The 26,149-nt window shown below is 72.4% G+C and carries 21 protein-coding genes; 7 read left to right on the plus strand and 14 right to left on the minus strand.

The genetic code is table 11. The features are described 5' to 3' along the window. Positions 1–2: 2 nt before the first annotated feature. The 4 genes from ACZ5OX_RS23810 to ACZ5OX_RS23825 all read right to left on the minus strand — a co-directional run bounded on the left by ACZ5OX_RS23810 (position 3) and on the right by ACZ5OX_RS23825 (position 5,225). Complete coding sequence (locus tag ACZ5OX_RS23810) at positions 3–1,700, minus strand: glycoside hydrolase family 13 protein (protein WP_465632763.1); 1,698 nt, start codon at positions 1,698–1,700, stop codon at positions 3–5. 73 nt (positions 1,701–1,773) lie between these two features. After that, positions 1,774–2,679 carry a sugar ABC transporter permease gene (locus ACZ5OX_RS23815; RefSeq protein WP_465632765.1) on the minus strand — a complete coding sequence of 302 codons (906 nt, stop codon included), beginning with the start codon at positions 2,677–2,679 and terminating at the stop codon, positions 1,774–1,776. Positions 2,680–2,718: 39 nt separating this feature from the next. Continuing rightward, positions 2,719–3,720: a carbohydrate ABC transporter permease gene (locus ACZ5OX_RS23820; protein WP_449788723.1), complete on the minus strand. Its 1,002-nt coding sequence runs from the start codon at positions 3,718–3,720 to the stop codon at positions 2,719–2,721. A 227-nt stretch (positions 3,721–3,947) separates the two neighbouring features. Next, complete coding sequence (locus tag ACZ5OX_RS23825) at positions 3,948–5,225, minus strand: extracellular solute-binding protein (RefSeq protein ID WP_465632768.1); 1,278 nt, start codon at positions 5,223–5,225, stop codon at positions 3,948–3,950. Between the two features lie 312 nt (positions 5,226–5,537). On the opposite strand from ACZ5OX_RS23825, the gene ACZ5OX_RS23830 reads away from it, so the two are divergent. After that, positions 5,538–6,041 carry a GNAT family N-acetyltransferase gene (locus tag ACZ5OX_RS23830; protein ID WP_465632769.1) on the plus strand — a complete coding sequence of 168 codons (504 nt, stop codon included), beginning with the start codon at positions 5,538–5,540 and terminating at the stop codon, positions 6,039–6,041. A gap of 76 nt (positions 6,042–6,117) precedes the next feature. Here ACZ5OX_RS23830 and ACZ5OX_RS23835 read toward each other — a convergent pair whose 3' ends face one another. Beyond that, a complete protein-coding gene (locus ACZ5OX_RS23835) occupies positions 6,118–7,185 on the minus strand; it encodes an aldose epimerase family protein (protein ID WP_449788726.1) in 1,068 nt (355 codons plus the stop codon). 274 nt (positions 7,186–7,459) lie between these two features. Beyond that, positions 7,460–10,474: an ATP-binding protein gene (locus ACZ5OX_RS23840; RefSeq protein ID WP_465632772.1), complete on the minus strand. Its 3,015-nt coding sequence runs from the start codon at positions 10,472–10,474 to the stop codon at positions 7,460–7,462. Between the two features lie 310 nt (positions 10,475–10,784). On the opposite strand from ACZ5OX_RS23840, the gene ACZ5OX_RS23845 reads away from it, so the two are divergent. The 3 genes from ACZ5OX_RS23845 (at position 10,785) to ACZ5OX_RS23855 (ending at position 14,460) form a co-directional block, all read left to right on the plus strand. Further along, the gene (locus ACZ5OX_RS23845; RefSeq protein WP_465632774.1) at positions 10,785–11,732 is read left to right on the plus strand and encodes a terpene synthase family protein; all 948 of its coding nucleotides are present in this window, start codon (positions 10,785–10,787) and stop codon (positions 11,730–11,732) included. A gap of 569 nt (positions 11,733–12,301) precedes the next feature. Next, positions 12,302–13,825, plus strand: a complete 1,524-nt coding sequence (gene exaC, locus ACZ5OX_RS23850) for an acetaldehyde dehydrogenase ExaC (protein ID WP_392875681.1) — start codon at positions 12,302–12,304, stop codon at positions 13,823–13,825. Between the two features lie 311 nt (positions 13,826–14,136). Continuing rightward, a complete protein-coding gene (locus tag ACZ5OX_RS23855; RefSeq protein ID WP_449808413.1) occupies positions 14,137–14,460 on the plus strand; it encodes a nuclear transport factor 2-like protein in 324 nt (107 codons plus the stop codon). Between the two features lie 86 nt (positions 14,461–14,546). Here the strand turns inward: ACZ5OX_RS23855 and ACZ5OX_RS23860 are convergent, their stop codons facing one another. Then, on the minus strand, positions 14,547–15,770 hold the full coding sequence (locus tag ACZ5OX_RS23860; RefSeq protein ID WP_465632776.1) for a serine hydrolase: 1,224 nt from the start codon (positions 15,768–15,770) through the stop codon (positions 14,547–14,549). A gap of 121 nt (positions 15,771–15,891) precedes the next feature. On the opposite strand from ACZ5OX_RS23860, the gene ACZ5OX_RS23865 reads away from it, so the two are divergent. The 3 genes from ACZ5OX_RS23865 to ACZ5OX_RS23875 all read left to right on the plus strand — a co-directional run bounded on the left by ACZ5OX_RS23865 (position 15,892) and on the right by ACZ5OX_RS23875 (position 19,483). After that, positions 15,892–16,431: an NUDIX hydrolase gene (locus ACZ5OX_RS23865; RefSeq protein ID WP_449788730.1), complete on the plus strand. Its 540-nt coding sequence runs from the start codon at positions 15,892–15,894 to the stop codon at positions 16,429–16,431. Between the two features lie 95 nt (positions 16,432–16,526). Further along, positions 16,527–17,387 (plus strand): TetR/AcrR family transcriptional regulator, encoded by an 861-nt coding sequence (locus ACZ5OX_RS23870; RefSeq protein WP_465632779.1) that lies wholly within the window; start codon positions 16,527–16,529, stop codon positions 17,385–17,387. Positions 17,388–17,617: 230 nt separating this feature from the next. After that, positions 17,618–19,483 (plus strand): hypothetical protein, encoded by a 1,866-nt coding sequence (locus ACZ5OX_RS23875; RefSeq protein ID WP_465632781.1) that lies wholly within the window; start codon positions 17,618–17,620, stop codon positions 19,481–19,483. Positions 19,484–19,671: 188 nt separating this feature from the next. Here ACZ5OX_RS23875 and ACZ5OX_RS23880 read toward each other — a convergent pair whose 3' ends face one another. The 7 genes from ACZ5OX_RS23880 to ACZ5OX_RS23910 form a co-directional block, all read right to left on the minus strand. After that, a complete protein-coding gene (locus tag ACZ5OX_RS23880) occupies positions 19,672–20,382 on the minus strand; it encodes a spermidine synthase family protein (RefSeq protein WP_465632783.1) in 711 nt (236 codons plus the stop codon). A 103-nt stretch (positions 20,383–20,485) separates the two neighbouring features. Beyond that, positions 20,486–21,625: a YeiH family protein gene (locus ACZ5OX_RS23885; RefSeq protein WP_465633117.1), complete on the minus strand. Its 1,140-nt coding sequence runs from the start codon at positions 21,623–21,625 to the stop codon at positions 20,486–20,488. Positions 21,626–21,695: 70 nt separating this feature from the next. Then, the gene (locus tag ACZ5OX_RS23890; protein ID WP_392875662.1) at positions 21,696–22,277 is read right to left on the minus strand and encodes a cysteine dioxygenase family protein; all 582 of its coding nucleotides are present in this window, start codon (positions 22,275–22,277) and stop codon (positions 21,696–21,698) included. A gap of 89 nt (positions 22,278–22,366) precedes the next feature. Continuing rightward, positions 22,367–23,272 carry a LysR family transcriptional regulator gene (locus ACZ5OX_RS23895; RefSeq protein WP_449788878.1) on the minus strand — a complete coding sequence of 302 codons (906 nt, stop codon included), beginning with the start codon at positions 23,270–23,272 and terminating at the stop codon, positions 22,367–22,369. Between the two features lie 331 nt (positions 23,273–23,603). Next, positions 23,604–24,473 (minus strand): amino acid ABC transporter permease, encoded by an 870-nt coding sequence (locus ACZ5OX_RS23900; protein ID WP_465632785.1) that lies wholly within the window; start codon positions 24,471–24,473, stop codon positions 23,604–23,606. After that, positions 24,470–25,114 (minus strand): amino acid ABC transporter permease, encoded by a 645-nt coding sequence (locus ACZ5OX_RS23905; protein WP_465632787.1) that lies wholly within the window; start codon positions 25,112–25,114, stop codon positions 24,470–24,472. Before ACZ5OX_RS23905 ends, ACZ5OX_RS23900 begins: the two co-directional genes overlap by 4 nt. A gap of 11 nt (positions 25,115–25,125) precedes the next feature. Next, positions 25,126–26,061, minus strand: a complete 936-nt coding sequence (locus ACZ5OX_RS23910) for a glutamate ABC transporter substrate-binding protein (protein WP_465632789.1) — start codon at positions 26,059–26,061, stop codon at positions 25,126–25,128. Between the last annotated feature and the right edge of the window lie 88 nt (positions 26,062–26,149).

Consider the following 26,149-nt stretch of genomic DNA (forward strand, 5'->3'; position numbering starts at 1 on the left):
CGTCAGACCGCCCACCAGCCGGTGCTGTCCGGTGCGAGCACCGTCTCGCCGCCGTCCACCACGAGGTCGGCCGAGGCGAGCAGCAGCGCGCCCGGGGCCGCGATCCGCACCGGCTCGCCGGTGGTGTTCACGGTGCAGACGAAGGCGCCGCGGCGGAACGCCAGGGTGCCCTCGGGGCTCTCCAGCCACTCGACCCCGGTGCCGGCGCCGAGGTCGGGCTGGGCCCGGCGGACGGCCAGCGCACTGCGGTAGAGCTCCAGGGTGGAGGTCGGGTCGCCGGTCTGCGCCTCGACGCTCAGCCCGGCCCACTCGGCCGGCTGCGGCAGCCAGGACGGTCCGCCGGCCACCGGGCCGAAGCCGTACGGGGCCTCGGTGCCGGACCACGGGATCGGGACGCGGCAGCCGTCGCGGTAGCCGTCCTGGCCGGCCTGGCGGAAGAACGACGGGTCCTGGCGGACCTCGTCGGGCAGGTCGGTGACGTCCGGCAGGCCGAGCTCCTCGCCCTGGTAGACGTACGCCGAGCCGGGCAGCGCGAGCATCAGCAGGGTGGCGGCGCGGGCGCGGCGCAGGCCGAGTTCGCGGTCGCCGGGGGTGCGGATCTGGGTGCCCAGGCCGGGCTCGTTGGCGAACCGGGTGGCGTGCCGGGTGACGTCGTGGTTGGACAGCACCCAGGTGGTGGGGGCGTCGACCGGGCGCATCGAGTCGAGCGAGAGGTCGATCACCTCGCGCAGCGCGGCGGCGTCCCAGTCGGTGCCCAGGTACTGGAAGTTGAAGGCCTGGTGCAGCTCGTCCGGGCGGACGTAGTTGGCGGTGCGCTGGACGGTCGGGGTCCAGGCCTCGGCGACGCCGATCCGCTGGCCCGGGTACTCGTCGAGGATCCTGCGCCAGCTGCGGTAGATCTCGTGCACGCCGTCCTGGTCGAAGAACGGCATGACGTCGTTGCCGAGCAGCTTGAGCTGGTCGGAGCCGCCGAGGTCGGGCAGGCCGGGGGCCTTGACCAGGCCGTGGGCGACGTCGATGCGGAAGCCGTCCACGCCCATGTCGAGCCAGAACCGCAGGATCGAGCGGAACTCGTCGGCGACGGCCGGGTTCTCCCAGTTGAAGTCGGGCTGTTCCGGGGCGAACAGGTGCAGGTACCAGTCGCCGGGGGTGCCGTCCGGGTTCTCGGTGCGGGTCCAGGCCGGGCCGCCGAAGATGGACTCCCAGTCGTTGGGCGGCAGTTCGCCCTGCTCGCCCTTGCCGGGGCGGAAGTGGTAGCGCTCGCGCAGCGGGGATCCGGGGCCCTCGCGCAGCGCGCGCTGGAACCACTCGTGCTGGTCCGAGGAGTGGTTGGGGACGAGGTCGACGATGATCCGCAGGCCCAGGTCGTGGGCGTCCCGGATAAGGGCGTCGGCGTCCAGCAGGGTGCCGAACATCGGGTCCACCGCGCGGTAGTCGGCGACGTCGTAGCCGGCGTCCGCCTGCGGCGAGGCGTAGAACGGCGAGAGCCAGACCGCGTCCACCCCGAGGTTGCGCAGGTAGGGCAGGCGGCTGCGGATGCCGGGCAGGTCGCCCATGCCGTCGCCGTTGGAGTCGGCGAAGCTGCGCGGGTACACCTGGTAGATGACCGCGTCCCGCCACCAGCCTCTGGACGCGCTGACGTTCGCCTCGTGAGCGGTGTCGGCGGCAGGCCGGGAGGTGTCGGCCAGGTTCTGGGTCATGGACGGTATCCCTTGGGGACTAGAGGAGCGGAAGGCGCTGGGATGTGGAGGCGCGTGACGACGCGGCGGCGCGCTACGACTTGGAGGCACCGGCGGTCAGTCCGGTGACCAGGTGGCGCTGCACCAGGTAGAAGAAGGCCGCGGAGGGGATCGCGATCAGCACGGCGGTCGCGGCCATCAGGTTCCACTGGGCGTCGTGCTCGCTGACGAAGGTCTGGAGGCCCACGGCCAACGTGTACTTGTCGGAGCTGAGCATGAACGTGGAGGCGAACGGCACCTCGGCCCAGTAGGTGAGGAAGGAGTAGAAGGCCGCCACCGCCAGGCCCGGGCGGGCGAGCGGCAGCACCAGGCGCCAGAAGGTGCCGAACGGGCTGAGCCCGTCGACCCGGCCGGCCTCGTCGATCTCGACCGGGATGGTGTCGAAGTAGCCCTTCAGCAGCCAGGCGCAGTACGGCACGGTGGTGGTCGAGTAGACCAGGATCAGGCCGGTGTAGCTGTCCAGCAGGCCGAGTTCGGAGAGCATCGTGTACATCGGCACGATCAGCACCGCGATCGGGAACATCTGGGTGACCAGCAGCGACCACATCAGCGGCTTGTGCCCGGGGAACTTCATCCGGGACACGGCGTAGCCGGTGGTGGCGGCGAGCATCACGCCGAACACGGTGGTGATGCCGGAGACCAGCAGGGCGTTGCCGAACCAGGTGAAGAAGTCGGTGTCGGACAGCACGTGCTGGTAGTTCGACAGCGTCAGCTTGTCGAAGATCTGGCCGGGGTGGAGGTAGTCGGTCTTGTCCGGGCCGAGCGAGACGAACAGGATCCACGCGACCGGGAACAGCGCGATCAGGCCGGCCAGGATCAGGGTGCCGTGGGACAGCGCCCGGGCCAGCGGGCTGCGCTCGCCGCGGCGGCGGGCCTTGGCGGGCCGGGCGGCCGGGGCCGGGGCCCCAGCGCGGGCCGGGAGTTCGGTGGTGGTGCTCATCGGGTTACCTGCCTTCGTGGGTCAACTGGGTCCGGGGCCTCAGCCGTTGGCCTGCTCGTTGCGAGCGAGCCAACGCCGGTAGAAGGCGGTGAAGACGATCAGGATGGACAGCAGGATCACGCCGTAGGCGGCGGACTGCGCGTAGTCCCGGGGGATCTGGCCGAAGCCGAGCCGGTACGCCCAGGTGACCAGCAGCTGGGCGTCGGGGGCGCCGGTGCCGAACAGCAGGAAGATCACGTTGAACTGGTTGAACGTCCAGATCACGCCGAGCAGCACGACCGTGGAGGAGACGGAGCGCAGCCCGGGCAGGGTGACGTACCGGAAGCGCTGCCAGGCGCTGGCGCCGTCCATCTCGGCGGCCTCGTACAGCTCGGCCGGGATCGACTGGAGGCCGCCGAGCAGCGAGATCATCATGAACGGCACGCCGGCCCAGGTGTTCACCATGATCGCGGCCGCCTTCTGCGCCCACGGATCGGTGAGCCAGCCCGGCTCGGGCAGGTGCAGGAAGGAGAGGATGCCGTTGACGACGCCGCCGTCGGCGAGCATCAGGCGCCAGGAGAAGACGGTCACGAAGGTCGGTACGGCCCAGGGCAGGATGAGCAGCATCCGGTAGGCGGCGCGGCCGCGCATCTTCTGGTTGAGCAGCAGCGCGAGACCGAGGCCGAGGGTGTAGTGCAGGAAGACGCAGACCGCCGTCCAGGCGATGGTCCAGACGAAGTGCGACCAGAAGCGGTCGTACGAGCCGGGACCCCACAGGATGTCGGCGTAGTTGTGGAAGCCGACGAACTCGTAGCTCGCCGGGATCTCGTTGACGCCGATCTTGCGGGCCACGTTGAGGCTGTTGGCGTCGGTGAGCGTGAGCCAGATGCCCTCGGCGAGCGGGTAGAGCACCAGCACGCCGAGCACCAGCACGACCGGCGCGATCATCGCGTAGGCGTACCAGTGCTTGGAGTAGGAGCGCTTCACGCGTTCCAGCAGGCCCGGACGCTGCTCGCGCTCCCGGCTGCCCTTGTCGGTGGCGCCCTGCACGGCGACTGACATCGTTTGCACCTTCTCGGGGGGATTCTCGGGGGAGCCGACGGCCCGGCCCGCCGGAGGGGTGACGGGTGGCGGTGGCGGTGGCGGGAGACAGCGGACGACGGACAGCGAACAGATGACAACTGACAGATGATGAAATCTGTTCTCTGTTGTTCGTTCGCCGTCCCGCGTCCGCCGTCACCCGTCCACGGTCACCCGTCACCCGTCGGCCGGCGGGCCGGGCGCAGGGACTACTTGGCGAAGCCCGGCAGGAGCTTGGCGTAGTCGGTGGCGACGGTGTTCAGCGCGTCCTGGGTGCTCGTGCCCTGGACGACCTTGCCCAGGTTGGTGTTCAGCGAGGCCAGCAGCGAGCTGTACTCGGGCAGTTCGGGGCGCGGCTTGGCGCTGCTCAGCACGGCCTGGAAGCCGGCGATGCCCGGGTCGGCCTTGACGTCGGCGGTGAAGGCGTCGGAGCGGGTCGGCAGGGTGGCGTTCTTCTGCGCGATGAACGCCTGGCTCTCGGCCGAGGTCATGAAGGCGGCGAACTTCTCCGCGGCGGCCTTGTGGGCCTTGTCGGCGCCCGCGTAGACGGAGATGTTGTGGCCACCGGTCGGGGCGCCGCTCTTGCCGGCGGAGCCGCCCGGGACGGCTGCGATGCCGAGGTTGCTCTTGTCCGCGAAGGCCGAGCCCTTGTAGACGTTGGTGATCTCCCAGGGGCCCTGGATGATCGCCGCGACCTTGCCGCTGTTGAAGGCGTCCATCATGTGCGCGTAGGCGTCGGTGGTCACGTCGGCCTTGGCGGTGCCGGGCGAGGTGAACATCGTCTTGTAGGTCTCGACGGCCTTGACGGCCTCCGGCGAGGTGATGGTGATCTTCTTGCCGGCGGCGTCGACGGTGTCGGTGCCCTCGCCGAACAGGAACGGCAGCGCGTAGTAGCCGTCCGCGGCCTTCAGCCAGAAGCCGTCCACGCCGGCCTTGTCCTTGACGGCGGCGGCGTCGGTCTTCAGCTCGTCCCAGGTCTTCGGCGCCTCGGTGATGCCCGCCTTGGCGAACAGCTCCTTGTTGTACATCAGGCCGAGGGTGTCGGTCACCAGCGGGACGCCGTACAGCTTGCCCTCGTACTTGGCCTGCTGGACCAGGCTCGGCTGGAAGGCGGAGGTGTCGGCGGCGGCCGGGGTGCCGTCCAGCGGCTCGAGGTAGCCGGCCTTGGCGAAGGCGGCGGTCCAGCCGACCTCGGAGCGGAACACGTCCGGAGCGCCCTTGGCCCCCATGGCGGTCTGCAGCTTGTTCTGCGCCTGGTCGAACGGGACGTTGACGAAGTCGACCTTGATGTTCGGGTTCGCAGCCTCGAACTTCTTGACGAGCTCCTGGTAGTTCGGCGCCTCGTTGGTGGCGTTCGACGTGTCCCAGTACGTGAGGGTGACCGGCCCGTCGGCCTTGCCGTCGGAGCTGGAGCCGCTGCTGCTACAGGCAGCCATCGAGACCGCGAGGGCCACAACGAGGGCAGAGGCCGCGATGCCACGCCGCATGAGAACTCCTTGGGAGGGTGGGGGTGCCCGAGATGTTCGGAGACAGGCGCATAATGTGGCTGCCTCGTACCGACCGCACCGTTGCTGCCGTCGGGCTCGGGAAGGAAGTTAACAGCGGCACAAGAAGGACGGAAAGTCCTTGCAGCAAGTTTCTGCAAGAAACCGCGATCGTTACGCCCGCGTGTCCTTGACGTTGCCGCACGGTAGTTGATGGCAGCACCGATTGCCCGAATTCGTCCGATTCGCCCCGCTGTGGACTGGCTGACGAAACCACCGTCCGTGGCCGAAAGCGGCCTGCAGCAGACTGGACGCATGCGAATCAGAGCCGTCACCAGGGACGAACTTCCGCTGCTCACCGAGCTGGAGCGGGCCGCCGGCGCACCCTTCGCCGCGATCGGCATGCCCGAGATCGCCGAGGACGAACCCCCCGCGCCGCAGGAGCTGGCGCACTATCTGGACCGGGGCGTCGCCCTGGTCGCCGAGGCCCCCGACGGAACCGTCGCCGCCTACCTGCTGGCCGAGCCGGTGGACGGCGCGCTCCACATCGAACAGGTCTCAGTACACCCCGACCACGCCCGCCGCGGCATCGGCCGGGCGCTGATCGAGCACCTCGCCGAGACCGCCGACGCCCCCGCGCTCACCCTCACCACCTTCGCCGAGGTGCCCTGGAACGCCCCCTACTACGCCCGCTGCGGCTTCCGCCCGCTGGCCGGGGAGGAACTCACCCCCGGCCTGCGCGAGATCCGCCGCAAGGAGGCCGAGCACGGTCTGGACCGCTGGCCCCGGCTCTGCATGCGCCGGGACCTGCGGTCGTAGGACCGAACCACCGGTCGACCGATAGGGCCCGACCCACCGATCGGCCCCCACCCGGTCCGCCCCCACCGATCGGCCCCTACCGGTCGGTCCCCAGCCGGAGCACGGTCGTCGAACGGAACTCCTCCCCCGGCCGCAGCTCCGTACTGGGGAACGCCGGGTGGTGCGGGGAGTCCGGGAAGTGCTGGGTCTCCAGCGCGATCCCGGCGAACGGCCCGTACGGGACGCCCCTCGCGCCGGTGACCGTGCCCTGGAACTTGTTCGCCGTGTAGACCTGGATGCCCGGCTCGGTGGTCAGCACCTCCAGGGTGCGGCCGCTGACCGGGTCCTCCAGTCGCGCCGCCCGCGCCGGGCTGCCGTCCGCCGGCCGGGCGCGCAACACCCAGTTGTGGTCGTAGCCCCCCGGCCCGGTCAGCTGGGGGTGCTCGTCGTGCACCGACTTGCCGACCGGCGTGGCCAGCGTGAAGTCGAACGGCGTGCCGGCCACCGGCTCGGTCCTGCCGTACGGGATCTGCCGCTCGTCGGCCGGGGTGTAGGCGTCGGCGTCCAGGGTGAGCAGGTGGCCGAGGACGTCGCCGCTGCCTTCACCCGAGAGGTTGAAGTACGCGTGGTTGGTCAGGTTGACGACGGTCGGCTTGCCGGTGACGGCGCGGTAGGCGATCACCAGCTCACCGGAGGCGGCCAGGGTGTACGTGACGGTGACGTCCATCGCCCCCGGGAAGCCCTGGTCCCCGTCCGGGCTGTGAAGTGCCAGCCGCACCCCGCCCTCGACCTGCTCGGCCTCCCACATCCGGTGCGCGAAGCCGTCCGGACCGCCGTGGATGGTCATGCCGCCACCGGTCCCGGCGAGCTGGTGCTCCTCGCCGTCGATGGTGACCGACGAGCGGTCGATCCGGTTGGCGTACCGGCCCACCACCGTGCCGTAGTGCCGGGCCGGGCCGAGGATCTCGGCCAACCGGTCGGTGGACAGCAGTAGTTGGGCGGAGCGGCCGGCACGGTCCGGCGCGCTCAGGGTGTGCAGCGTCGCGCCGAGGGTGAGCACGCTCGCCTCGTACGGGCCGGCCGTGAGCGTCCAGCGCCCGATCGCGGCGCCGGCGCCCGAGGGCTCCAGGGGTTCCTGCCGCACGCTGGTGGCCTCGCTCGCCATTGGCCTGCTCCTCACTGGCGGCCCGGTCGCACCGCGGCCGCCCGGTTCCGGGTCCGTCGAGGGGGCACCGCGGCAGCCCCGTCTCGGTCAGCCTAGCGACGGCGGGCGCGGCGCAGGCGCTTCCGCGCGCCCACGCGCCGCCGCGCGCGCCACCGTCCACCACTTGGGCCCCTGGGCACCCGTCAGGCACCGGCTACGACCCGTCAGGCACCGCCGCCCGAGACCCCGCCGCTCGAGACCTCGCCCGCCACCGACCGCCACGCGCCACCCGCTCCTAGTCGTCCAGGTCCTCCAACCAGCCCGCGTCCCGCTGCTGCTGCGGCAGCCCGAGCGCCGAGGCCAGCCCGTCCGGCCCGCTGCCCGCCTTGCGGTAGACCGCCGCCAGCCGACGGTTGACCAGGCCGATCGGCACCCCGAGCTCGTCGGCGATCCGCTGCGGCGGCACGCCCTGCACGGCCCGCTTGGCGACCTCCCACTCCGCGCTGCTGAGCGTGTCGATGGTCTCCCGGAAGTCGCGCAGCCCCAGCCGGTTGGGCCGCAGGCCGTAGTTGGCCAGCTCCCGCCGGGCCCGGTCGACCAGCCCCTCCGCGGAGCAGTGCTGGGCCAGTTCGATGCCCTGGTACAGGTACTCCTGGGCGTCGTCCAACCGTCCGACCCGGCGCAGCGCGGCGCCGAGGTCGACCAGCGCGACGGCGTGCTCGTAGCCGGCCGGGGACTGCCCGAGGTACGTCACGGCGTCCTCCAGCAGCTCGACCGCCGCCTGGCCGTCCTCGATCCTGGCCTGCAGGCGCAGCGCGCTGCCGATCGCCGAGGCGGTGCCGAAGGCGCGGGCGTCCATGACCGCCTGTTGGGCGTACTCGCGGGCCCGCTCGGGCTCGTCGCGCGCGATCGCGATGGCGAGGTGGCCGGCCCAGGGCGCCCAGACGGTGTTGCGCCAGCCGCGGACCTCCAGTTGGGCGCCGGCCTCGGTGAGCGCGGCGGCCGCGCCCGCGTACTTGTCCTTGGCGACCAGCAGCTTGCCGTACAGCGAGGCGGCGTCCGGCAGCACCATGGCCGTCGAGTGGTACGGCGGGTGGAAGCCGAACTCGTTGGCCAGGTTCCAGGCCTCGTCGACCCGGCCGCGGGCGATCAGGGTGTCGACCAGCACACCGATCGCGTCCCAGGCCAGCGGAAGCTTCTCCCCGATCCGCTCGGAGATGCGGTACGCCCGGCGCAGGAAGTCCTCGGCCTCGGCGAGCAGGCCGCGGCGGAACCGGGCCAGGCCCATCAGGAAGTAGGCGAAGCCCCGGTGGGCACCGCTCCAACCGGCGATCTCGAACTGGATGATGGCGTCCGCGGCCAGCCTCTCGGCCTGGGCGATGCGGTCGTTGTAGATGTACGTCAGGCCGAGCATCGAGGGCAGTTCGAAGCCCCAGGTGGTGTCGGTCCAGCCGAGGCCCTTGGGGAGTCGGCCGACGTCGAGGACCTCGTCGGCGAGCGCGAGCGCCTCGGCGGAGGGGGCGCCGCGCAGGGTGAGGTCCCAGGCGCGCATGGCGAGCACGGCCCGGTCGGCCGCCTCCCGGCCGCCCAGGTTGCGGCACATCTCGCCGAGCCGGGCGGAGCGGCCGGGGCCGTCCTCCTCGGACTTGCGGAAGGCGTGCCACATGAACGAGGCGGCCTGGAGCCGCTGGCGCGCGGCCGGGTCGGCGGTGCGCTCGGCCTCGTCCTGGCAGACCACGGCGGCCTGGCCCAGCTCACCGGCGTGGGCGAGCACCTCGGAGAGCCGGAAGGTGGCGTCCACGCGCAGTGCGGGGCGCAGCGGCACCTCGTCGGGGTCGAGGGCCAGCTTGAGCTGGTTCACGGTGGCGACGGGGTCGGTGAGCAGTGCGGAGCAGCCGAGTTCGTACAGCACCTCGGCCTTGATCTCGTCGGCGGGCGGCTCGTTGAGCGCGCGGTGCAGACAGCGCTGGGCGGCCTCGGGGGCGCCGATCAGCTGGTGTTCGACGGCGGCGCGGCGGAGCTTCTTGACGATCCGGTCGTCGCCCTCGCCGGAGTGGGTCTCGACCAGGTGGCGGGAGGCGGCGAGCAGGCCGAGTCCGGCGTTCTCGATCTCGGCGGCGGCGATGCCGTGCATCCCGAGGCGGGTGGCGTCCGGCATGGTGTTGTAGATGGAGCTGGCGATCAGCGGGTGGACGAACTCCAGGTTCCCGTTGGGGGTCTGGGTCAGCACGCGCTGCTTGCGCAGTTGCTTGATGGCCTCGCGGGCGCCCTCGGTGCTCAGGGTGGAGATCCGGGTGGCGAGGTCGACCCGGATGTCGGTGCCCAGCATCGCGCAGGCCCAGGCGAAGCGCAGGGTGCTGGCGCCGAGCCGGTCCAGCCAGCTCTTGAGGGTCATCCCGGCGGCGTCGACGGCGAGTTCGCGCAGCTGCCGGGAGTTCTCCTCGACGGGTTCGAGCTCCTGCTCGCGGACCTGGTCGAGCAGGGTGTTGGCCTCGAACGGGTTGCCGTTGACGACGTTCCAGAACTCGTAGCAGAAGGCGTCCTCGGCCTTGTCGCCGAGCTCGGCGCGGATCATGTCGGTGACGGAGTTGAGGGAGAGCCGGTTGAGTTCGTGCTTGCGGCCCTTGAGCGCGAGGACGTCCCGGCGGAAGTCCTGGGTCTCGGCGGGCCAGTCGTTCTCGTCCTCCCGGAAGGCGAAGACGAGCAGGACGGGAAGTTCACTCGATCGGATGGCGAACTTGGTCAGCCAGGAGAGTGACTCCCCGTCCGCCCAGTGCAGGTCGTCGACGATCATCACCATCGGGGCGCGGCGCGGCGCGAGCTGGGTGATGACGTAGTCGAGGCCGTCGCGCACGCCCTGCGGGTCGAGGCGGCGGGCGCCGACCTTGGGCTGCTTCAGACCCATGGCCGGCCCGACGACCTCCTCCCAGGTGCCCATGACCTGGCTGAACACGTCGGGCTTCAGGTCGGTGAGCACGGGCTGGAGCAGCTGGCGCAGCACGTGGTACGGCTCCTTGAACTGCCGTTCGCCGCCTCGGGCGAACAGCACGGTGGCGCCGTCGCGGACCTTGGCGAGCCGCCGGACCTCGTGCAGCAGACTGGTCTTGCCGATGCCGGGGCGGCCGGAGAAGGTGAGCAGGTCACCGATCTCGGTGCCGCCGGCGGCGAAGCCGCGGCAGAGCCGGTCGACGGCGGCCTCCACCGAGCGCAGTTCGGCGTCGCGGTCTCGCAGCCGGACCCGGGGCGCGGTGACGTCGCCGTCGGGGGCGGAACCAGCACCCGCCCCAATTGCGTTCTCCTGCTCGGTCACCCTCGCGCCTCCGCCTCGCCCGCTCGCGTCACAGCTCCATCACTGCGTGGAGCCGAGGTTAGCGCCGCACGGACCTTCCCGTGGGGCATTCGTGCAGGCTGGGGCGGACGGTGGGGGTTCGGGCGTACCGTCGAGGGCAATCGCCCTATATCCCTAACGTCCGATCATTGCATCAGATACCCTACGGCCTTCGAGGCGCAGATGATCTTGCGAAATCCGCCCCCAGCACTCGCGCCCCTCCGCGTCAACTCCCCACACCGACAGTGCTCGAATAAGAAGCGCCCCCACCCTCCGCTGCACCGGGAGTCCGATGTCTGACGACACTTCACTTCAGATTCCGTTCCCGCACCGCCGCAGTCCGCACGGCCAGCGCGCCACCGAACTGCACCGGGACTGGCTGATCCGCCATCCGCTGCTGCCCGACGTCGACCACCCCGGCTACGCGCACTGGGAGGTGGTGGACCTCGCCGCGCTCGGCTACCCGGACGCCGGTCCGGACGAACTCGCCCTGGCCGCCGACCTGATGGGTTTCTACTTCCTCTTCGACGACCAGTTCGACGGCCCGCTCGGCCGCCGCCCCGCCGAGGTGGCCCCGATCTGCGAGCGGCTGATCGCCGTCCTGCACGGCGCCCGCCCCGACCAGGGGTCCCCGGTCGAGACCGCCTTCGCCGACCTGTGGAACCGCAGCGTGCAGGGCATGCCGGCCCGCTGGCAGGCCCGCGCCGCCTACAACTGGGAGTACTACCTGGCCAGTCACCCGGCCGAGGCGGCCGGCCGGATCTCCACCCGGCCACCGGACCGCGACGGCTACCTGGAGCTCCGACGGGGCACCGCGGCCATGGAGACCATCTTCGACATGGTCGAGCGCCTGGGCCAGTTCGAGGTCCCGGCCGCCGTCCTGCACCACCCGGTGCTGCGTCAAATCCGCCAACTGGCGGCCGACATACCGTCACTCAGCAACGACGTGCGCTCCTACCCGCTGGAGGCGCCGCGCGGGGACGTGAACAACCTGGTCATGATCGTCCAGCGGGAGCGGCGCTGCTCGGCCGAGGAGGCCTGCGCCGTGGTCATCGCCGAGGCCCAGCTGATGGTCGACCGCTGCGCCGAGCTGCGCGACAGACTGCCGGACGTGCACCGCGAGTTGGGCCTCTCCCGGATCGAAGGGGCGATCGCCCAACGATACGCGGACGGGCTGCTCACCTGGCTGGCCGGCTACCTCAGCTGGGAGGCCCGCACCGGCCGGTACCAGGCGGTCTGACCGGCACGCGCCCGGAGCCGTCCGACGGGCGTGCGGTGGCGCGCCCCGAGGGTGCCGCCCCGGCCACGCGGAGGCGTGCGGCGGCACGCCACGGGGGTGGTCCCCCCGACGCACGGCGGCGTGCGGCGGTACGCCACGGGGGCGGCCCCGCCTTCACGCGGCGGCGCGCGACAGCGCATGCGGGGGCGCGACCGGGACACGCGCCCCCGCAGTGATCCGTTCCGGGACGGCCGCAGTGATCCCTCCCCGGGCAGCGGCGGTGATCCGTCCCCGGGCAGCCGCAGTGATCCCTCCCCGGGCATCCCCGGTGATCCCGTTCCGGCCCCTCCCGCCCGCGCACCTCCGAGAGCGACCGGAAGGCGCACCCTCCGTACCCGCCCGGCGCACGGACCGTAGCCGTGCCGGGCGCCCGGCGGCTATCGTGCTCCGCGACGGGCGCCCCCGACGGAGCGCCGGTCCCATTGCGTGTCCGCACCCTCCGCCGGACCGCCCCTGCCGGGCGGCCCGGCGCACCGCCCGTGGCCCGAGCCGCACCGGGCGGTGCCCGACGCAGCGAGGAGACACCCAGCATGACGGTCTACCAACCCCCCGGCACCCCCGGCAGCATCGTCGCCTACCGGTCCCGGTACGAGCACTGGATCGGCGGCGGATGGACGCCCCCGCTGCGCGGCGAGTACTTCGACAACCCGACCCCGGTCACCGGCGAGGTGTTCACCGAGGTCGCCCGCGGCACCGCCGAGGACATCGAGGCCGCCCTGGACGCGGCCCACGCCGCCGCCCCCTCCTGGGGCCGCACCCCGGCCGCCGAGCGCGCGCAGGTCCTGCTGCGGATCGCCGACCGGATGGAGGCGAACCTGGAGCAGCTCGCCGTCGCGGAGAGCTGGGAGAACGGCAAGCCGGTGCGCGAGACGCTGGCCGCCGACCTCCCGCTCGCCGTCGACCACCTGCGCTACTTCGCCGGTGCGCTGCGCGCCCAGGAGGGCAGCCTCTCCCAGCTGGACGAGGACACCGTGGCGTACCACTTCCACGAGCCGCTGGGCGTGGTCGGCCAGATCATCCCGTGGAACTTCCCGATCCTGATGGCGATCTGGAAGCTCGCCCCGGCGCTCGCGGCCGGCAACACGGTCGTCCTCAAGCCCGCCGAGCAGACTCCGGCCTCGGTGCTGCTGCTCGCCGAGCTGACCGCCGACCTGCTGCCGCCCGGCGTGGTCAACATCGTCACCGGCTTCGGCGAGGAGGCCGGCGCCCCGCTGTCCGCCAGCACCCGGGTCCGCAAGATCTCCTTCACCGGCGAGACCACCACCGGCCGGCTGATCGCCCGCTCCGCGGCCGACAATCTGATCCCGGTCACGCTGGAGCTCGGCGGCAAGAGCCCCAACGTGTTCTTCTCGGACGTCGCCGCCGCCGACGACGCCTTCTACGACAAGGCCGTCGAGGGCTTCGCGATGTTCGCCCTCAACCAGGGCGAGGTCTGCACCTGCCCCAGCCGCGCGCTGATCGAGTCCCCGGTCTACGAGCGGCTGCTCGGCGACGGACTGGCGCGGGTGCGCGCGATGCGCCAGGGCAACCCGCTGGACACCGAGACCCAGGTCGGCGCCCAGGCCAGCGTCGAGCAGCTGAAGAAGATCCTCTCCTACTTCGAGATCGGCCGGGACGAGGGCGCCAAGGTCCTGGTGGGCGGCGAGCGGGCCGACCTCGGCGGCGCGCTGGCCGGCGGCTACTACGTGACGCCGACGGTCTTCGAGGGCGACAACTCGATGCGGGTCTTCCAGGAGGAGATCTTCGGGCCGGTCGTCTCGGTCACCCGCTTCGACGGCTTCGACCACGCCGTCGCGCTCGCCAACGACACCCAGTACGGGCTCGGCGCGGGCGTCTGGACCCGCAGCCTCAACACCGCCCACCGGGCCGGGCGCGCCATCCAGGCGGGCCGGGTCTGGACGAACTGCTACCACGCCTACCCGGCCCACGCGGCCTTCGGCGGCTACAAGAACTCGGGCATCGGGCGGGAGAACCACAAGGCGCTCCTGGAGCACTACCAGCAGACCAAGAACCTGCTGGTCAGCTACTCCCCCGACGCGGTCGGCTTCTTCTAGGCCGGGGCCCGGACACCCCGGAAGGCTCGTACGACAACGCTCAGGCCCGTACGCCCGGGAGGAACAGCGGACCCGGGAGGAACAGCGCACCGGGGAGGACCGCTCAGGCGGGAAAGCGGAGCGGGAGGCCCACCGGAGCCTCCCGCTCCCTCGCCACTCCCCGTGGCGGGCTCCGGGGCGGATCGCCTGTTCAGGGGATCAAAGCACAGGAACGCGGCCGATTCACCGACGCGCCGCCGACATGCCCGGACAGCCCGCGCGAACGCCGTAGACAGGACTCCCCCCAACCCCTCACCCTCCCGGGAGTCCCCGTGACCATCGCCACCGCCAAGCTCAGCGACCCCGTCGTCCGCGCCGCCGTCACCGCGATCAACGCGGGCGACCGCGAGGCCTTCGTCGGGCTGCTCGCCGAGGACGCGACCATGTCCGACGACGGCTCCGACCGGAACCTGGCGGACTGGATCGACCGCGAGATCTTCACCACCCACGGTCGGATGGACGTCCAGACCGAGTCCGACGGCGGCCGCGCGCTGGTCGCCAACTTCACCAACGACACCTGGGGCGAGATGCGCACCGCCTGGCGCTTCACCGTGGACGGCGGGAAGGTCAGCCGCTTCGAGACCGGCCAGGCCTGAGCCCCAGGCGCGCCCGACGGTTCCCGCGGGGCGCCCGACGCCGGGCGCGCGACGCCGGGCGCGCGACGCCGACCGTCCGACGCGCCCTACCGGTCCAGCCCCAGGCACCCCCGCACCGCGCGGATCAGGTTCCGCGAGCGGACGTCCCCGGTGACACCCGGCTGCATGCCGTTGGTGACGTAGCCGAAGCCCAGCCCCAGGTCGGGGTCGGCGAAGCCGAGCGACCCGCCCCGGCCCGGGTGGCCGAAGCTCGCCGGGGAGGCCATCGGCGCGGTCGGGCCGTGCCGCCAGAAGCCCATGCCGAAGGTGGAGTTGACGATCAGCACCCGGTCCGGACCGCTCACCGCCGGGCCGACCGCGCGCGCCAGCACCCCGGGGCCGAGCAGCGGCGGCAGCAGCGCGCCGGAGCCGTCCGGGCGGTCGGCCGCACCGATCAGCGCCGCGTAGAACCGGGCCAGCGACCGGGCCGTGCCGATGCCGCCGGCGCCGGGGATCTCGGCGGCCTGCACCGCCGGGTCGTTGAGGTTCACGCCGGGGAGCACCGAGGCGAAGGAGCGGGCGGTCAGCGAGGCCGGGTCCTGGTAGGCGTCCCGGACGGACTGCTTGGGCCGCAGCCGCAGCCCGCTCGGACCGGTCCTGGCCGCCTCCGGGGCCGGCAGGTCGACCAGCTTGCCGACCCTGGGCGCGGCGCCGGCCGGCAGCCCGATCCACATGTCCAGCCCCAGCGGCCGGGCGACCTCCTCGGCGAAGTACCGGCCTATCGTCCGGCCGCTCACCCGGCGCACCACCTCGCCGACCAGCCAGCCGAAGGTGTACGGGTGGTAGCCGTGCGCGGTGCCGGGCTCCCAGGCGGGCGCCTGCGCGGCGACGGCGGCGGCCGCGCGCTCCCAGGTGAGCACGTCCTCCAGCCGCAGCGGCACGTCCAGCGCGGGCACTCCGGCCTGGTGCGAGAGCAGCCAGCTCACCGGTACCCGGCCCTTGCCGGCCGCCGCGAACTCCGGCCAGTACGAGGCGACCGGGGCGTCCAGGTCGAGCAGGCCGCGCTCGGCCAGCAGCAGCGCGGTGGTGGCGGTCAGGCCCTTGGTGACCGAGCGCAGCACCTGTGCGGTGTCCGCCGTCCACGGCACCGCGGGCGCCGGACGGCCGCCGACCTCGGGCCGGGCGTCGCCGCCCCACAGGTCGACCACCTTGCGGCCGCGCACGTACAGCGCGAAGGCCGCGCCGAGCTCGCCGTAGTCGGCGAAGTTGCGGGCGAAGGCCGCCCGTACGGGCTCGAACCCCTCGGCCGTCTCGCCCCAGATCTCCACCACCGCGCGCCGCCCTCGACCAGTTCCGTTGTTTCCCGTGCCACTCACGCTCGTTCTCGATGTCATTCGACCGTATTCGACCGAACTCGTTCGAACCGAGCCCGGAAACCCTAACCTGTCCCCCATGACCAACCCTGCCGAGGAACTGCTGGACGTCGTCGACGAGCACGACCGCGTGATCGGGACCGCCGCGCGCGGCGAGGTGTACCGGCGCGGGCTCACCCACCGCTGCGTCTTCATCCTGGTCCGTGACCCGGCCGGACGGATCTTCGTCCACCGCCGCACCGACACCAAGCTGTTCGCCCCCGGCGCGTACGACATGTTCGTCGGCGGCGTGGTCGGCTCCGGCGAGACCTACGCCGAGGCCGCCGTCCGGGAGGCCGAGGAGGAGCTCGGCGTCCACGGCATCGCCCCGCGCCCGCTGTTCAAGTTCCTCTTCGAGCAGGACCGGTTCGAGCAGGACGGGTTCGACCAGGACCGGCTCTCCTGGTGGTGCGACATGTACGAGGCCGAGTGGGACGGCCCGGTCTCCCCCCAGGAGTCCGAGGTCGCCTGGCACGCCTGGCTCACCCCCGCCGAACTCGCCGACCGCCTCACCCGTGACCCGTTCGTCCCCGACGGCGTCGAGGCCTACCGCCGCTATCTGGGCCTCCGCTCCGCCTGATCCCGGCGACCGCGGGACCCGGGAGCCGTGCCCGGGCCGGTCGCGCCGGGCCCCTGGCTCCACCGGACGGCCCTCGACGAACTAGGGTGGCGCTCATGGCCTCCCGTACGCCGTCGCCGACGGCCGACCACGCAGCACGGACCTCCGCAGCCGCCGGCGCCGGCGGCTCCGCCCGGCCGGCGGGCGAGCGGCCGCGCCGGCGGCTGAGCGTGGACGAGCGGCGGGAGCAACTGATCGCCGTGGCGCTGGAACTGTTCGCCCGGCGGCCGCCGGAGGAGGTGTCGATCGACGACATCGCCGCCGCCGCGGGCGCCTCCCGGCCGCTGGTGTACCACTACTTCCCCGGCAAGCAGGCACTGTACGAGGAGTCGCTGCGGCGGGCCGGGAAGGAGCTGTCGGCCCGGTTCGAGGAGCCGATGGAAGGGCCGTTGTCGGAGCGGCTGCACCGGGTGATGGGCCGCTACCTGGACTTCGTGCAGAGCCACGGGCCGGGCTTCGCCGCGCTGCTGCGCGGCGGCTCGGTGGCGGCCAGCGCGGGCACCTCGGCGGTGATCGACGAGGTGCGCCGGGCCGCGCAGGAGCAGATCCTGGCCCACCTGGCGATCCCCGCGCCGAGTGTCGGGCTGCGGCTGACCGTCCGGGCCTGGATCGCCAACGCCGAGATCACGTCGCTGGAGTGGCTGGCCGAACGCTCGGTGCCGCTGGAGGAGCTCCAACTGCACCTGGTGCAGGAGTTCGTCGCGGCGCTCACCCTCACCGCCGCCCGCGAGCCGGCTCTCGCCGCCGAACTGGCCTCCTTCTTCGCCGACGAGCGCCCGGACGGCCCGACCGGGCGCCTGGTGCGGGACCTCGCGGGACTGTTCGCCGTGCCCGGGATCGTCGAGGCGGTCACCGCGCTCGCCGCCGGCACCCCCGACGACGGGTCCGCGCAGGCCGCCGGAGCCGCCGCGGAGTGACCGGAGCAGTCGCCGGTCGGTCGCCGGGTCAGTCGCGGGGTCGGTTACCGGGGAGAGGCCGAGGTCGTCTCCGCGACGGCCGTCCGCGTGATCATCGGGTCATCCTGCGGTTCGGTCCTGACGGTGGGCTCTGATAGGAATGAGCAGGGATCTGACGGCACGCCGCCGCGGCGCGCCCGGTCCCACTCGAACCACCGACAGCAGACGGAGCAGAGCGGGGGGCTCACCAGTTGACCCAGGACGTCCAGTTCAGTGTGGAGGCCAACCCCTTCGCGGCAGCGGAGCAGGTCTGCGCGACCCTCGGCACCCTCACCGACGCCCTCTTCGACGAGCACACCTCGCGCCACCCGGCGGCCTCACTGAGCGCCCTGCGGACGGGCGAACACCCGGCCGGCGAGGCGCTGTTCGGCCTGCCGCTCGCCCCCAACGGCCCGGTGCACACCGCCGTCGACCGGCTCGGCACGGTGACCACCGCGGGCACCGCCCGTCCCGGCACCGGCGCACGGCTCACCGACCGGGTGGTCGCCGCGCTCCAGACCCGCTACGGCGGCGGCGCGGTGCGCGGCGCCATCGCCGACCGGGGCACCACCTCGGCCGCGCTGTTCCAGCTGCCGGTCACCGGCGAGTTCGCCGACGCCAAGCTGCGTCCGCCGTTCGCCCCCGCGCTGGCCGCGCTGGCGGCCGGGCAGCAGACCCGTCAGCCGGTCGAACTGCCCACCGGCGCGGGCGCCGAGGTCCGGCTGGTCGTGCCACCCGGCTTCCACTCGCTGACCTCCCCGGACGGTCCGCCCGGCGTCTCCGCCCGGGCGGTGCCCCCGCTGCCCGACGGCACGGACCGGACCGGCGCCGCCCCGGCCACCGTGGCGGCCGCCGACGAACTGGCCCGGCACCTGGCCGAGGTCGCCGAGGAACTGTTCAGCGCCACCGGCCCGGAGCCCCGGCGCGACTTCGCGGTGATCTCCGCCACCCTGGCCGACCTGATCCGCGACGCGGGCGTCGTCTACGCCGGCGTCTGCGCCCTGGAGCTGGACGGCCGCAACTCGGACGCCACCCTCGTCGTCTCGCTCGCCCGGCACCCGCTGCCGATCACCGCGCTCGCCACCGAGCTGGCCACCGTCCGGCGGCACGCCGAGGTGTGGACCGTCCTGCTGCCGGCCGGGCCGGCCGCCGTCCTGGTCGAGGGCCGGACCGTCCCGGTGCCAGGCCCGCTGGCCGCCGACGGGCAGCGTCGCTGGGTGGTCACCTCGGCCGTCCAGGCCTTCGTCCCGCTGCCGGACGGTGGGACGGTGCTGTGCGCCCAGCTGTCCACGGCGCGGCCGGAGGACTGGGAGCTGTACACGGAGGCGTTCGCGGAGCTGCTGAAGAGTATCCAGTTCGGCTGGGACGGCGTGCCGACCGCGGTGGGCACCGTGCCGACCCAGGCGCCTGCTCCGGCTCCCCTTCCCGAGCCTGAGCCCGCGCCTGTTCCTGCGCCCGTTCCTGAGCCCGCCGCCGTCGAGGAGGAGTCGGCGGAGAAGCCCGTGCACCTGCGCGGCACGCCGGTACGGGTGCCTCCCGCGGACTTCAACCCCTTCGCGCCGGTGGCGGAGGCCCCCGCCGCCGGTGGGGACGAGACGGCGCAGGATGCCGCGGACAGGCCGAAGGGCACCCCGGTGATGGTCCCACCACCGGACTTCAACCCCTTCGCCATGGACGGCAGCCTGGACGTGGCGAGCGACCCGCCCGCCACCCAGCCCTCCGCTGCCGCTCCGATCGCCGACCCGTTCGGCACCACGGTCGCGGCCGAGCAGAAGGCCGATCCGTTCGGCACCACCCTGCCCGCCCAGGGCCCGGCCGTCCCGCCACCGCCCTCGACCCCGCCCGTCATCCCGGCCCAGGCCCCGCCCGTCGCAGCGGAAACGACGGACCAGGGTTCGGGGCAGCCCGCGGACACCCAGGAACCGACCCCGCGCAAGGGCACCCCGGTGATGGTCCCACCGCCGGACTTCAACCCCTTCGCCATGGACGGCTTCGCGGACGCGTCGGCGGCCGAACCGGAGCCGGCGGACGAGACGGACGAAACCAACGCCGCACCGGAGAACCGCCCGTTCGGCTGAGCCGGAGGGTACGGGAGCTGCTGGTGCGGGGGAGCCGCTGCGCGCCGCCGCGACGAACGGGTGACAGGTGACACGTGACAGGCGACAGCTGACAAGGTTCAGATTTCAGATTTCAGCGAACGAAATCTGAAATCTGTTACCTGTCAGCTGTCAGCTGTCACCCGTTACCTACCAGTGGTCCTCCACCCTCAAGCCGCCCGCCGGGCCAGGTGCACCACGTCCGGCACCCCCCGGGCCACCGGAATCTCATGCGTCACCACATCCGTGAACCCCACCGCCCGCAGCGCATCCTCGAAGGCCGGCGAGGGCTGTGCGCTCCACACGGCCAGCACCCCGCCCGACCGCAGGCGGTGCCACAGCACCGCGAGTCCGTCCGCGCCGTACAGCCCGTCGTTGGATTCGGTGACGGTCCAGTCCGGTCCGTTGTCGATGTCCAGGCACAGCGCGTCGTAGCGCTCGCCGTCCGCCGCCGCGAGGTACTCCAGCAGGTCGGTGTGGAGCACCTCGACCCGCTCGTCGTCCAGGGCACCGTCCGAGAAGGCGCCGAGCGGGCCGGTCCGGTGCCAGTCGATGATCGCGGTCTCCCGCTCGACGACGGCGATCCGCCCCCAGCGCGGCTCGGCCGCCGCGTATGCCAGCGAGAAGCCGACCCCGAGGCCCCCGATCAGCACCGACGGACGCTCGGCCGCGCGGCCCGTACGGTCCAGCTCGTCCAGCGCCGCCTGGATGAGCAGCCGCTCCGAGCGCCCATCGGCGGTGTCCATCAGGAAGCAGCCGTTGGCGATGATCTCGAAGTCCCGACCGCGTTGCCGGAGCACCACCTCGCCGTACGGGCCCTCCCGTCGGTCGAGCGTGACAACGGCCTCGTGGCCGTCGCGTTCGGGCAGTGCGGTGGTCATCCGTCCTCCTTGGCGGACTCGGGTGAACTCGGCTGCGGGGCCGCCCCGTTACGGGGCGGGGCGGTCACCCGCCCGACAATAGCCGAGTCCGCATCCGGGCCCGTCAGTTCGTGACCAGCACCCCCGCGTACGAGACGCCCGCGACGACCACCCAGGATCCGAGCCCGAGCAGGGCGATCCGCCCGCCGGTGCGGGCCATGGTCGGCAGGTGGACCGCGCTGCCGAGACCGAACAGCGCGGCGGCCAGCAGCAGTTCCTGGGCGTCCGCGGCCAGGCCGAGCGCCCGCTCGGGCAGTACTCCGGTGGTCCGCAGGACGATCATCGCGAGGAACCCCGCCACGAACAGCGGCACGATCGGCGGACGGCTGCCGGCCTTCACCGACTTCCCACCCGGCTTCTCACCCGACTTCCCGCCCGCGCCGTCGCCCACACCGTCGCCCGCCCCGCCGACCGCGGAAGCCCCCGCCGGGGCCCCCACCGAGGCCCCCACCGGAACCTCCGCCGAAGCCGAAACCGAAGCCGCCACCCGCGCCGCCCGCAGGTTCCGCCGCACCACCACGGCGACCCCCGCGACCAGCGGCGCCAGCAGCACCACACGCATCAGCTTGACCAGCACCGCCTCCCGCAGCGCCCCCGGCCCGCCGGTCTGCGCGGTGGCGACAACCTGCCCGACGTCGTGCACGCTCGCCCCGACCCAGCGCCCGAACTCCAACTCGCCGAGCCCGAGCGGATGCTGGAGCAGTGGCAGCACGGCGATCGCCAGCGTCCCGCACAGGGTGACCAGCGCCACCGAGGCCGCGACGTCCTCCTCCTCGCTGCCCGCCGCCTGGCTGACCGCGCCGATCGCCGAGGCCCCGCAGATCGAGTAGCCGGTGGCGACCAGCAGCGGCTGGTCCCCCGGCAGGCCGAGCCGCCGGCCCAGCCAGAGCGTCCCCGCGAAGGTGGCCGCGACGACGGCGAGCACCATGGCGACGGTGGCCCAGCCGAGGCCGAGCACGTCGTCCAGGCTGAGCTTGAGCCCGAGCAGGACGATCCCGAGCCGCATCAGCCGCTTCCCGGCCATGGACAGCCCGGGCCGGGCGATCCCGCGGACCACCGGGCGCAATCCCGGCAGGTGCGCCGCCACCATGCCGAGCACGACGGCGGCGGTGAGCTCGGGCACGGCCGGTACCAGCGCGTGGACGCCCAGAGCGGCGGCCACTCCGAGCGCCGCGAGCAGCAGCCCGGGGGCGTCCCCGCGCATCGGGGGCAGCGAACGGGTACGGGCGGCGCGATGCCGGAGCGTCTGCCGAAGAGTCAGTGCCACGCCGCGCTCACTGCTGCCGGTCGGCGGGCAGCCGGTAGACCCGCCGGATGCTGGTGCCGAGCCGTGAGACGTCCGCGCCGTAGACGTGGATGGAGATCGCCGTGCTGCTACAGGAGTTGCGCACCAGGTGGATGTCGCCGGGCGGGGCGAAGGCGGCCACGGTGCCGGCCGGGCCGGCCACGTGCTCGGTCTCGACCAGTCGGGCGGTGGGGCCCTCGGAGACCAGCCGGTAGCGGGTCTCGCTCTCCTGTCCCTGGTGGACGCCGGCCACGCACCAGGAGACGTGGTCGTGGATCGGGGTCTGCTGTCCGGGCAGCCAGACCAGGGCGACGACGGAGAAGCTGCCGTCCTCCTCGGCGTGCAGGACGTGCTGGCGGTAGCGCTGCGGGTCGCCCTCGCGCTGGGCGGCGGTGAGCAGCGCGTCCGGCCCGTCCGGGTCGGCGTGCAGGTGCGGGGCGAGGCGTTCGCCGACCAGGTAGGCGGTGAGCTCCGGCGGGAGCCCGCGGTCCACGACGGCGCGGATCTCACTGATCAGCGCGGTCATCCGCTCGGTGAGTCGGCCGCTGCCGACCGTGGCTGAGGGTGTCATCCCCACAGGTTCGAACGGATCGACCTATCACGTCCAAGGAGGGTTTGTAAGCAACCTCCCCATCAACGCTTATATGTCGGTCGGGCTGCTCAGCACCCGACCCGGCTCGCCGCCGCCTGCCGCAGGTGGTCCAGCACCAGTCCGGTGGCCGGGATCCGGCGGTGCTCGCGCAGCACGTACGCGCTCACCTGCCGCCGCAGGTGCGGTTCGGCGGCCCGTCCGGTGACCTTGCGGTGGCACATGAAGGAGAGCACCAGCGCCGGCATCAGCGCGATCCCGACCCCGGCGGCGACGAGCGACTGCACCGCGAGGTTGTCGTCGGTGGAGAACACGATGTCCGGCGCGAAACCCTCCTCCGCGCAGACGTGCAGCAGGTTGGCCCGGCAGCGCGGGCAGCCGGCGATCCAGCGTTCGCCGCCGAGGTCGGCCAGCCGTACGGCGTGCCGGCGGCCGAGCGGGTGCCCGACCGGCAGCAGCACCGTGAGCAGGTCCTCCATCAGCGGGATCTCGTCCAGGCCCTCCGGCACCTCGGTGGCCCCGCCCGGGTAGCGGAAGGCCAGCGCGATGTCGCACTCCCCGCGCAGCAGTCGCTGGACGGAGTCCGGCGGCTCGGCCTCCAGCAGTTCCACCCGCACGCCGGGGTGCTCGGCCAGCAGCCGGGCCATCGCCTGGGGTATCAGGGTGGCGTTGGCGCTGGGGAAGGCGCAGACCCGCACCCGCCCGGCGCGCAGCCGGGCGAGCGCGGCGAGCTGCTGTTGGGCGGCCGACATGCTGCCGAGGATCAGCTCGGCGTGCCGGGAGAGCGCCTCGCCGGCCTCGGTGAGCCGCAGTCCGCGCCCCGCCCGGGTGAAGAGCGGAACGCCGACGGTGCGTTCGAGCGCCTTCATCTGCTGGGTGACGGCGGGCTGGGTGTAGCCGAGTTCGCGGGCGGCGGCCGAGTAGGAGCCGGCCCGGACGACCTCGTGGAACGTCCTGATGTGCCGCGAATCGAACACCGGCTCCATGATCCCTCCCACCCGCTCGTCACCTTCGGCAGCCCGCTCCGGCCACGCGTCGACCACATTCCGGCCGTGCCGATACCGCACTTCGGCCGTGCCCCGGCTGTGCCGCAGCCGTGCTTCGGCCGCGTCCGGGCGCCCGAGAATCATAAGAGGAATTTGGAGGTATCGGCCCCGACCCCACCCGCACCTATGGTTCAGCCTCGAACCGGCCTGCTCAGGACCGCTCTTTCTCGGTACCGCACCACCCCGGTACCGCACCGTTCTCAGTGCCGCACCGCCCCGATACCGCACCGTTCTCAGTGCCGCACCGTCTCGTACCGCACCGTCACTGCTGCACCGAGGGCGGCAGCCCCATCGCCACCCCGGCCTCGACCACCGGCGCCCCGCCGCGCACGCTCGGGCTGCGCCGGCTGCGCCGCTCCACGAAGCGGGCGAGCCAGGAGAGCAGCAGACACATGCCGATGTAGATCGGCGCGATCACCATGACCACCGGGATGAACGGCAGGTCGTAGTCCAGGTTGGTGGCGATCAGCTTGCCCGCGTGCAGGAACTCCTCGTAGGTGATCAGGAACCCCAGCGAGGTGTCCTTGAGCGCGACCACCAGCTGGCTGATGATGGCCGGCAGCATCGCCCGGTTGGCCTGCGGCACCAGGACGTAGGACATCACCTGGGTCTTGCGCATGCCGAGCGCGTACGCCGCCTCCCGCTGCCCCTTGGGCACGGCGAGCACACCGGCCCGGAACACCTCGGCCAGCACGGAGCCGTTGTAGAGCACCAGGCCGGCCACCAGCGCCCAGAGCGGCTGCACCTTGAGCGCGACGAAGATGAAGAAGATCATCACCAGCACCGGCATGGCCCGGAAGAACTCCACCACCAGGGTGGCGAACCAGCGCACCACCCGGTGGTCGGAGAGCCGCCCGGCCGCGAACAGCGCGCCGAAGGGCAGCGCGAACAGCACCGTCCAGCCGAAGGCCTTGAGGGTGTTGCCGAGCCCGCGCAGCAGCAGTTCCTGCACGCCCCGGTACTCGAAGGCCATCCACTTCTCGTACGTGAACTGCTGTGTGTGGAACATCATGTAGACGACCCAGCCGATCAGCGCCGCGATCAGCAGCAGCGCGATCCCGCCGTACAGCCGGTGCCGGGCGAGCGCCTTCGGACCGGGGATGTCGTACAGCGCCGAGGATTCAACGGTCATCGGGACACCGCCACTCGTCGTTCCAGCAGGTTGAAGACGGCGCTGATGGCCAGGGTGATGATCAGGTAACCGACGGCGATCCAGACGAAGGTCCAGACGATGCTGTAGCCCAGCTCGTTGATGGTCCGGTAGGTGCCCAGCAGTTCGGTGACGCTGAACGAACCGGCGATCGCCGTGTTCTTCGCCAGTGCGATCATCACACTGCCGAGTGGTGCCACCACCGAGCGGTACGCCTGCGGCAGCACCACCTGGCCCATCGTCTGCCCGAAGCTCATGCCGAGACTGCGGGCCGCCTCGCCCTGCCCGGCCGGCACCGTGTTGATGCCCGAGCGCATCGACTCGCAGACGAAGGCCGAGGTGTAGCAGCCCAGCGCCAGCACCGCGAAGGTGTAGAAGGGCAGGGTGATGTTGAACCGGGGCAGCCCCAGCACCACGATGAAGAACAGCAGCGTCAGCGGCGTGTTGCGCAGCACCGTCACCCACAGCGTCCCGAACACCCGCAGCGGCTTGACCGGTGAGACCCGGAAGCCCGCGACCAGCACGCCTAGCACCAGCGCCAGCACGGCGCTCACCACGAACAGCGAGAGCGTGCCGAGGAAGCCCTCCCAGTAGGTCGACCAGTTGTCGGTCAGCGTCTTCACGGCGTGGCCTCTCAGTACCGGTCGATCTTCGGCGGGGTCGGCGCCGGCTCCCCGGAGAGGCCGAGGGTCGCCTCGAAGGCCCTCTGCCAGTCGCCGTTCTGCATGTGGTGCTCCAGTGCGTCGTTGATCGCGCCGCGCAGCACGGTGTCCTCCTTCGGCACCCCGATCCCGTACGGCTCGGTGGAGAACAGCGGTCCGACCACCTTGAGCTCGTCGGGCACCTTGGCCGCGTAGCCGAGCAGGATCGCGTTGTCCGTGGTCACCGCGTCGACCTGGTCGGTGATCAGGTTGTCGACGCAGGCCGAGTAGGTGTCGTAGCCGATCAGCTTGGCCTTCGGGAACTGCGACTGGATCCGCTGGTACGGCGTCGAACCGGCCGCAGAGCAGACCTTCTTGCCGTCCAGGTCCTCCGGACCGTGGATGGTGTCGTTGTTCCTGCGCACCAGCAGCGACTGCCCGGCGATGAAGTACGGGCCGGCGAAGCCGACCAGCTTCTTCCGGTTCTCGTTGATGGTGTAGGTGCCGACGTAGTAGTCCACCTGGCCGTTCTGCAGGGCGGTCTCGCGGTTGGCAGAGGCGATGGTCCTGAACCGGATCCGGTCCGGCGGGAAGCCCAGCGAGGCGCCGACCATCTTGGCGATCTCGATGTCGAAGCCGGAGTACTCGCCGGTGGCCGGGTTCTTCTGGCCCAGGTACGGCTGGTCCTCCTTCGCGCCGACCACCAGGTGGCCCCGGCTGCGGGCGGCGTCCAGGGTCGGCGAGCCGGTGATCGCGGAGGCGTCCTGCACCTGGTAGGTGGGCAGCGCACTGGGTTGCGGGCCCTTGGGCGGCGGGGTGCCGGGCTTGCCGCAGCCCGCCAGCAGCGCGGTGAGCAGCAGGACGGCGGCGAGCACCCGCCTCCCCGCCCGCGCGGCGGGCCTCGCCACCGGTCTCCCCGCCCGCGCCATCGGCCTCGCCACCGACGTCGTCACGGGCCTCGCGACCGGCGGCGCCGCGGACGTCGTCAGAGGCCGAGCCACGGACGTCGTCAGGGGC

It is taken from the genome of Kitasatospora sp. NPDC032121 (assembly GCF_055580145.1).

Coding starts and splice junctions, on each gene's coding strand:
- ACZ5OX_RS23820 (WP_449788723.1), bottom strand. CDS start 3,720: ATGTCAGTCGCCGTGCAGGGCGCCACCGACAAGGGCAGCCGGGAGCGC.
- ACZ5OX_RS23845 (WP_465632774.1), top strand. CDS start 10,785: ATGTCTGACGACACTTCACTTCAGATTCCGTTCCCGCACCGCCGCAGT.
- ACZ5OX_RS23890 (WP_392875662.1), bottom strand. CDS start 22,277: ATGACACCCTCAGCCACGGTCGGCAGCGGCCGACTCACCGAGCGGATG.
- ACZ5OX_RS23810 (WP_465632763.1), bottom strand. CDS start 1,700: ATGACCCAGAACCTGGCCGACACCTCCCGGCCTGCCGCCGACACCGCT.
- ACZ5OX_RS23865 (WP_449788730.1), top strand. CDS start 15,892: ATGACCAACCCTGCCGAGGAACTGCTGGACGTCGTCGACGAGCACGAC.
- ACZ5OX_RS23825 (WP_465632768.1), bottom strand. CDS start 5,225: ATGCGGCGTGGCATCGCGGCCTCTGCCCTCGTTGTGGCCCTCGCGGTC.
- ACZ5OX_RS23900 (WP_465632785.1), bottom strand. CDS start 24,473: ATGACCGTTGAATCCTCGGCGCTGTACGACATCCCCGGTCCGAAGGCG.
- ACZ5OX_RS23830 (WP_465632769.1), top strand. CDS start 5,538: ATGCGAATCAGAGCCGTCACCAGGGACGAACTTCCGCTGCTCACCGAG.
- ACZ5OX_RS23870 (WP_465632779.1), top strand. CDS start 16,527: ATGGCCTCCCGTACGCCGTCGCCGACGGCCGACCACGCAGCACGGACC.
- ACZ5OX_RS23885 (WP_465633117.1), bottom strand. CDS start 21,625: ATGCGCGGGGACGCCCCCGGGCTGCTGCTCGCGGCGCTCGGAGTGGCC.
- exaC (WP_392875681.1), top strand. CDS start 12,302: ATGACGGTCTACCAACCCCCCGGCACCCCCGGCAGCATCGTCGCCTAC.
- ACZ5OX_RS23910 (WP_465632789.1), bottom strand. CDS start 26,061: ATGGCGCGGGCGGGGAGACCGGTGGCGAGGCCCGCCGCGCGGGCGGGG.
- ACZ5OX_RS23815 (WP_465632765.1), bottom strand. CDS start 2,679: ATGAGCACCACCACCGAACTCCCGGCCCGCGCTGGGGCCCCGGCCCCG.
- ACZ5OX_RS23880 (WP_465632783.1), bottom strand. CDS start 20,382: ATGACCACCGCACTGCCCGAACGCGACGGCCACGAGGCCGTTGTCACG.
- ACZ5OX_RS23835 (WP_449788726.1), bottom strand. CDS start 7,185: ATGGCGAGCGAGGCCACCAGCGTGCGGCAGGAACCCCTGGAGCCCTCG.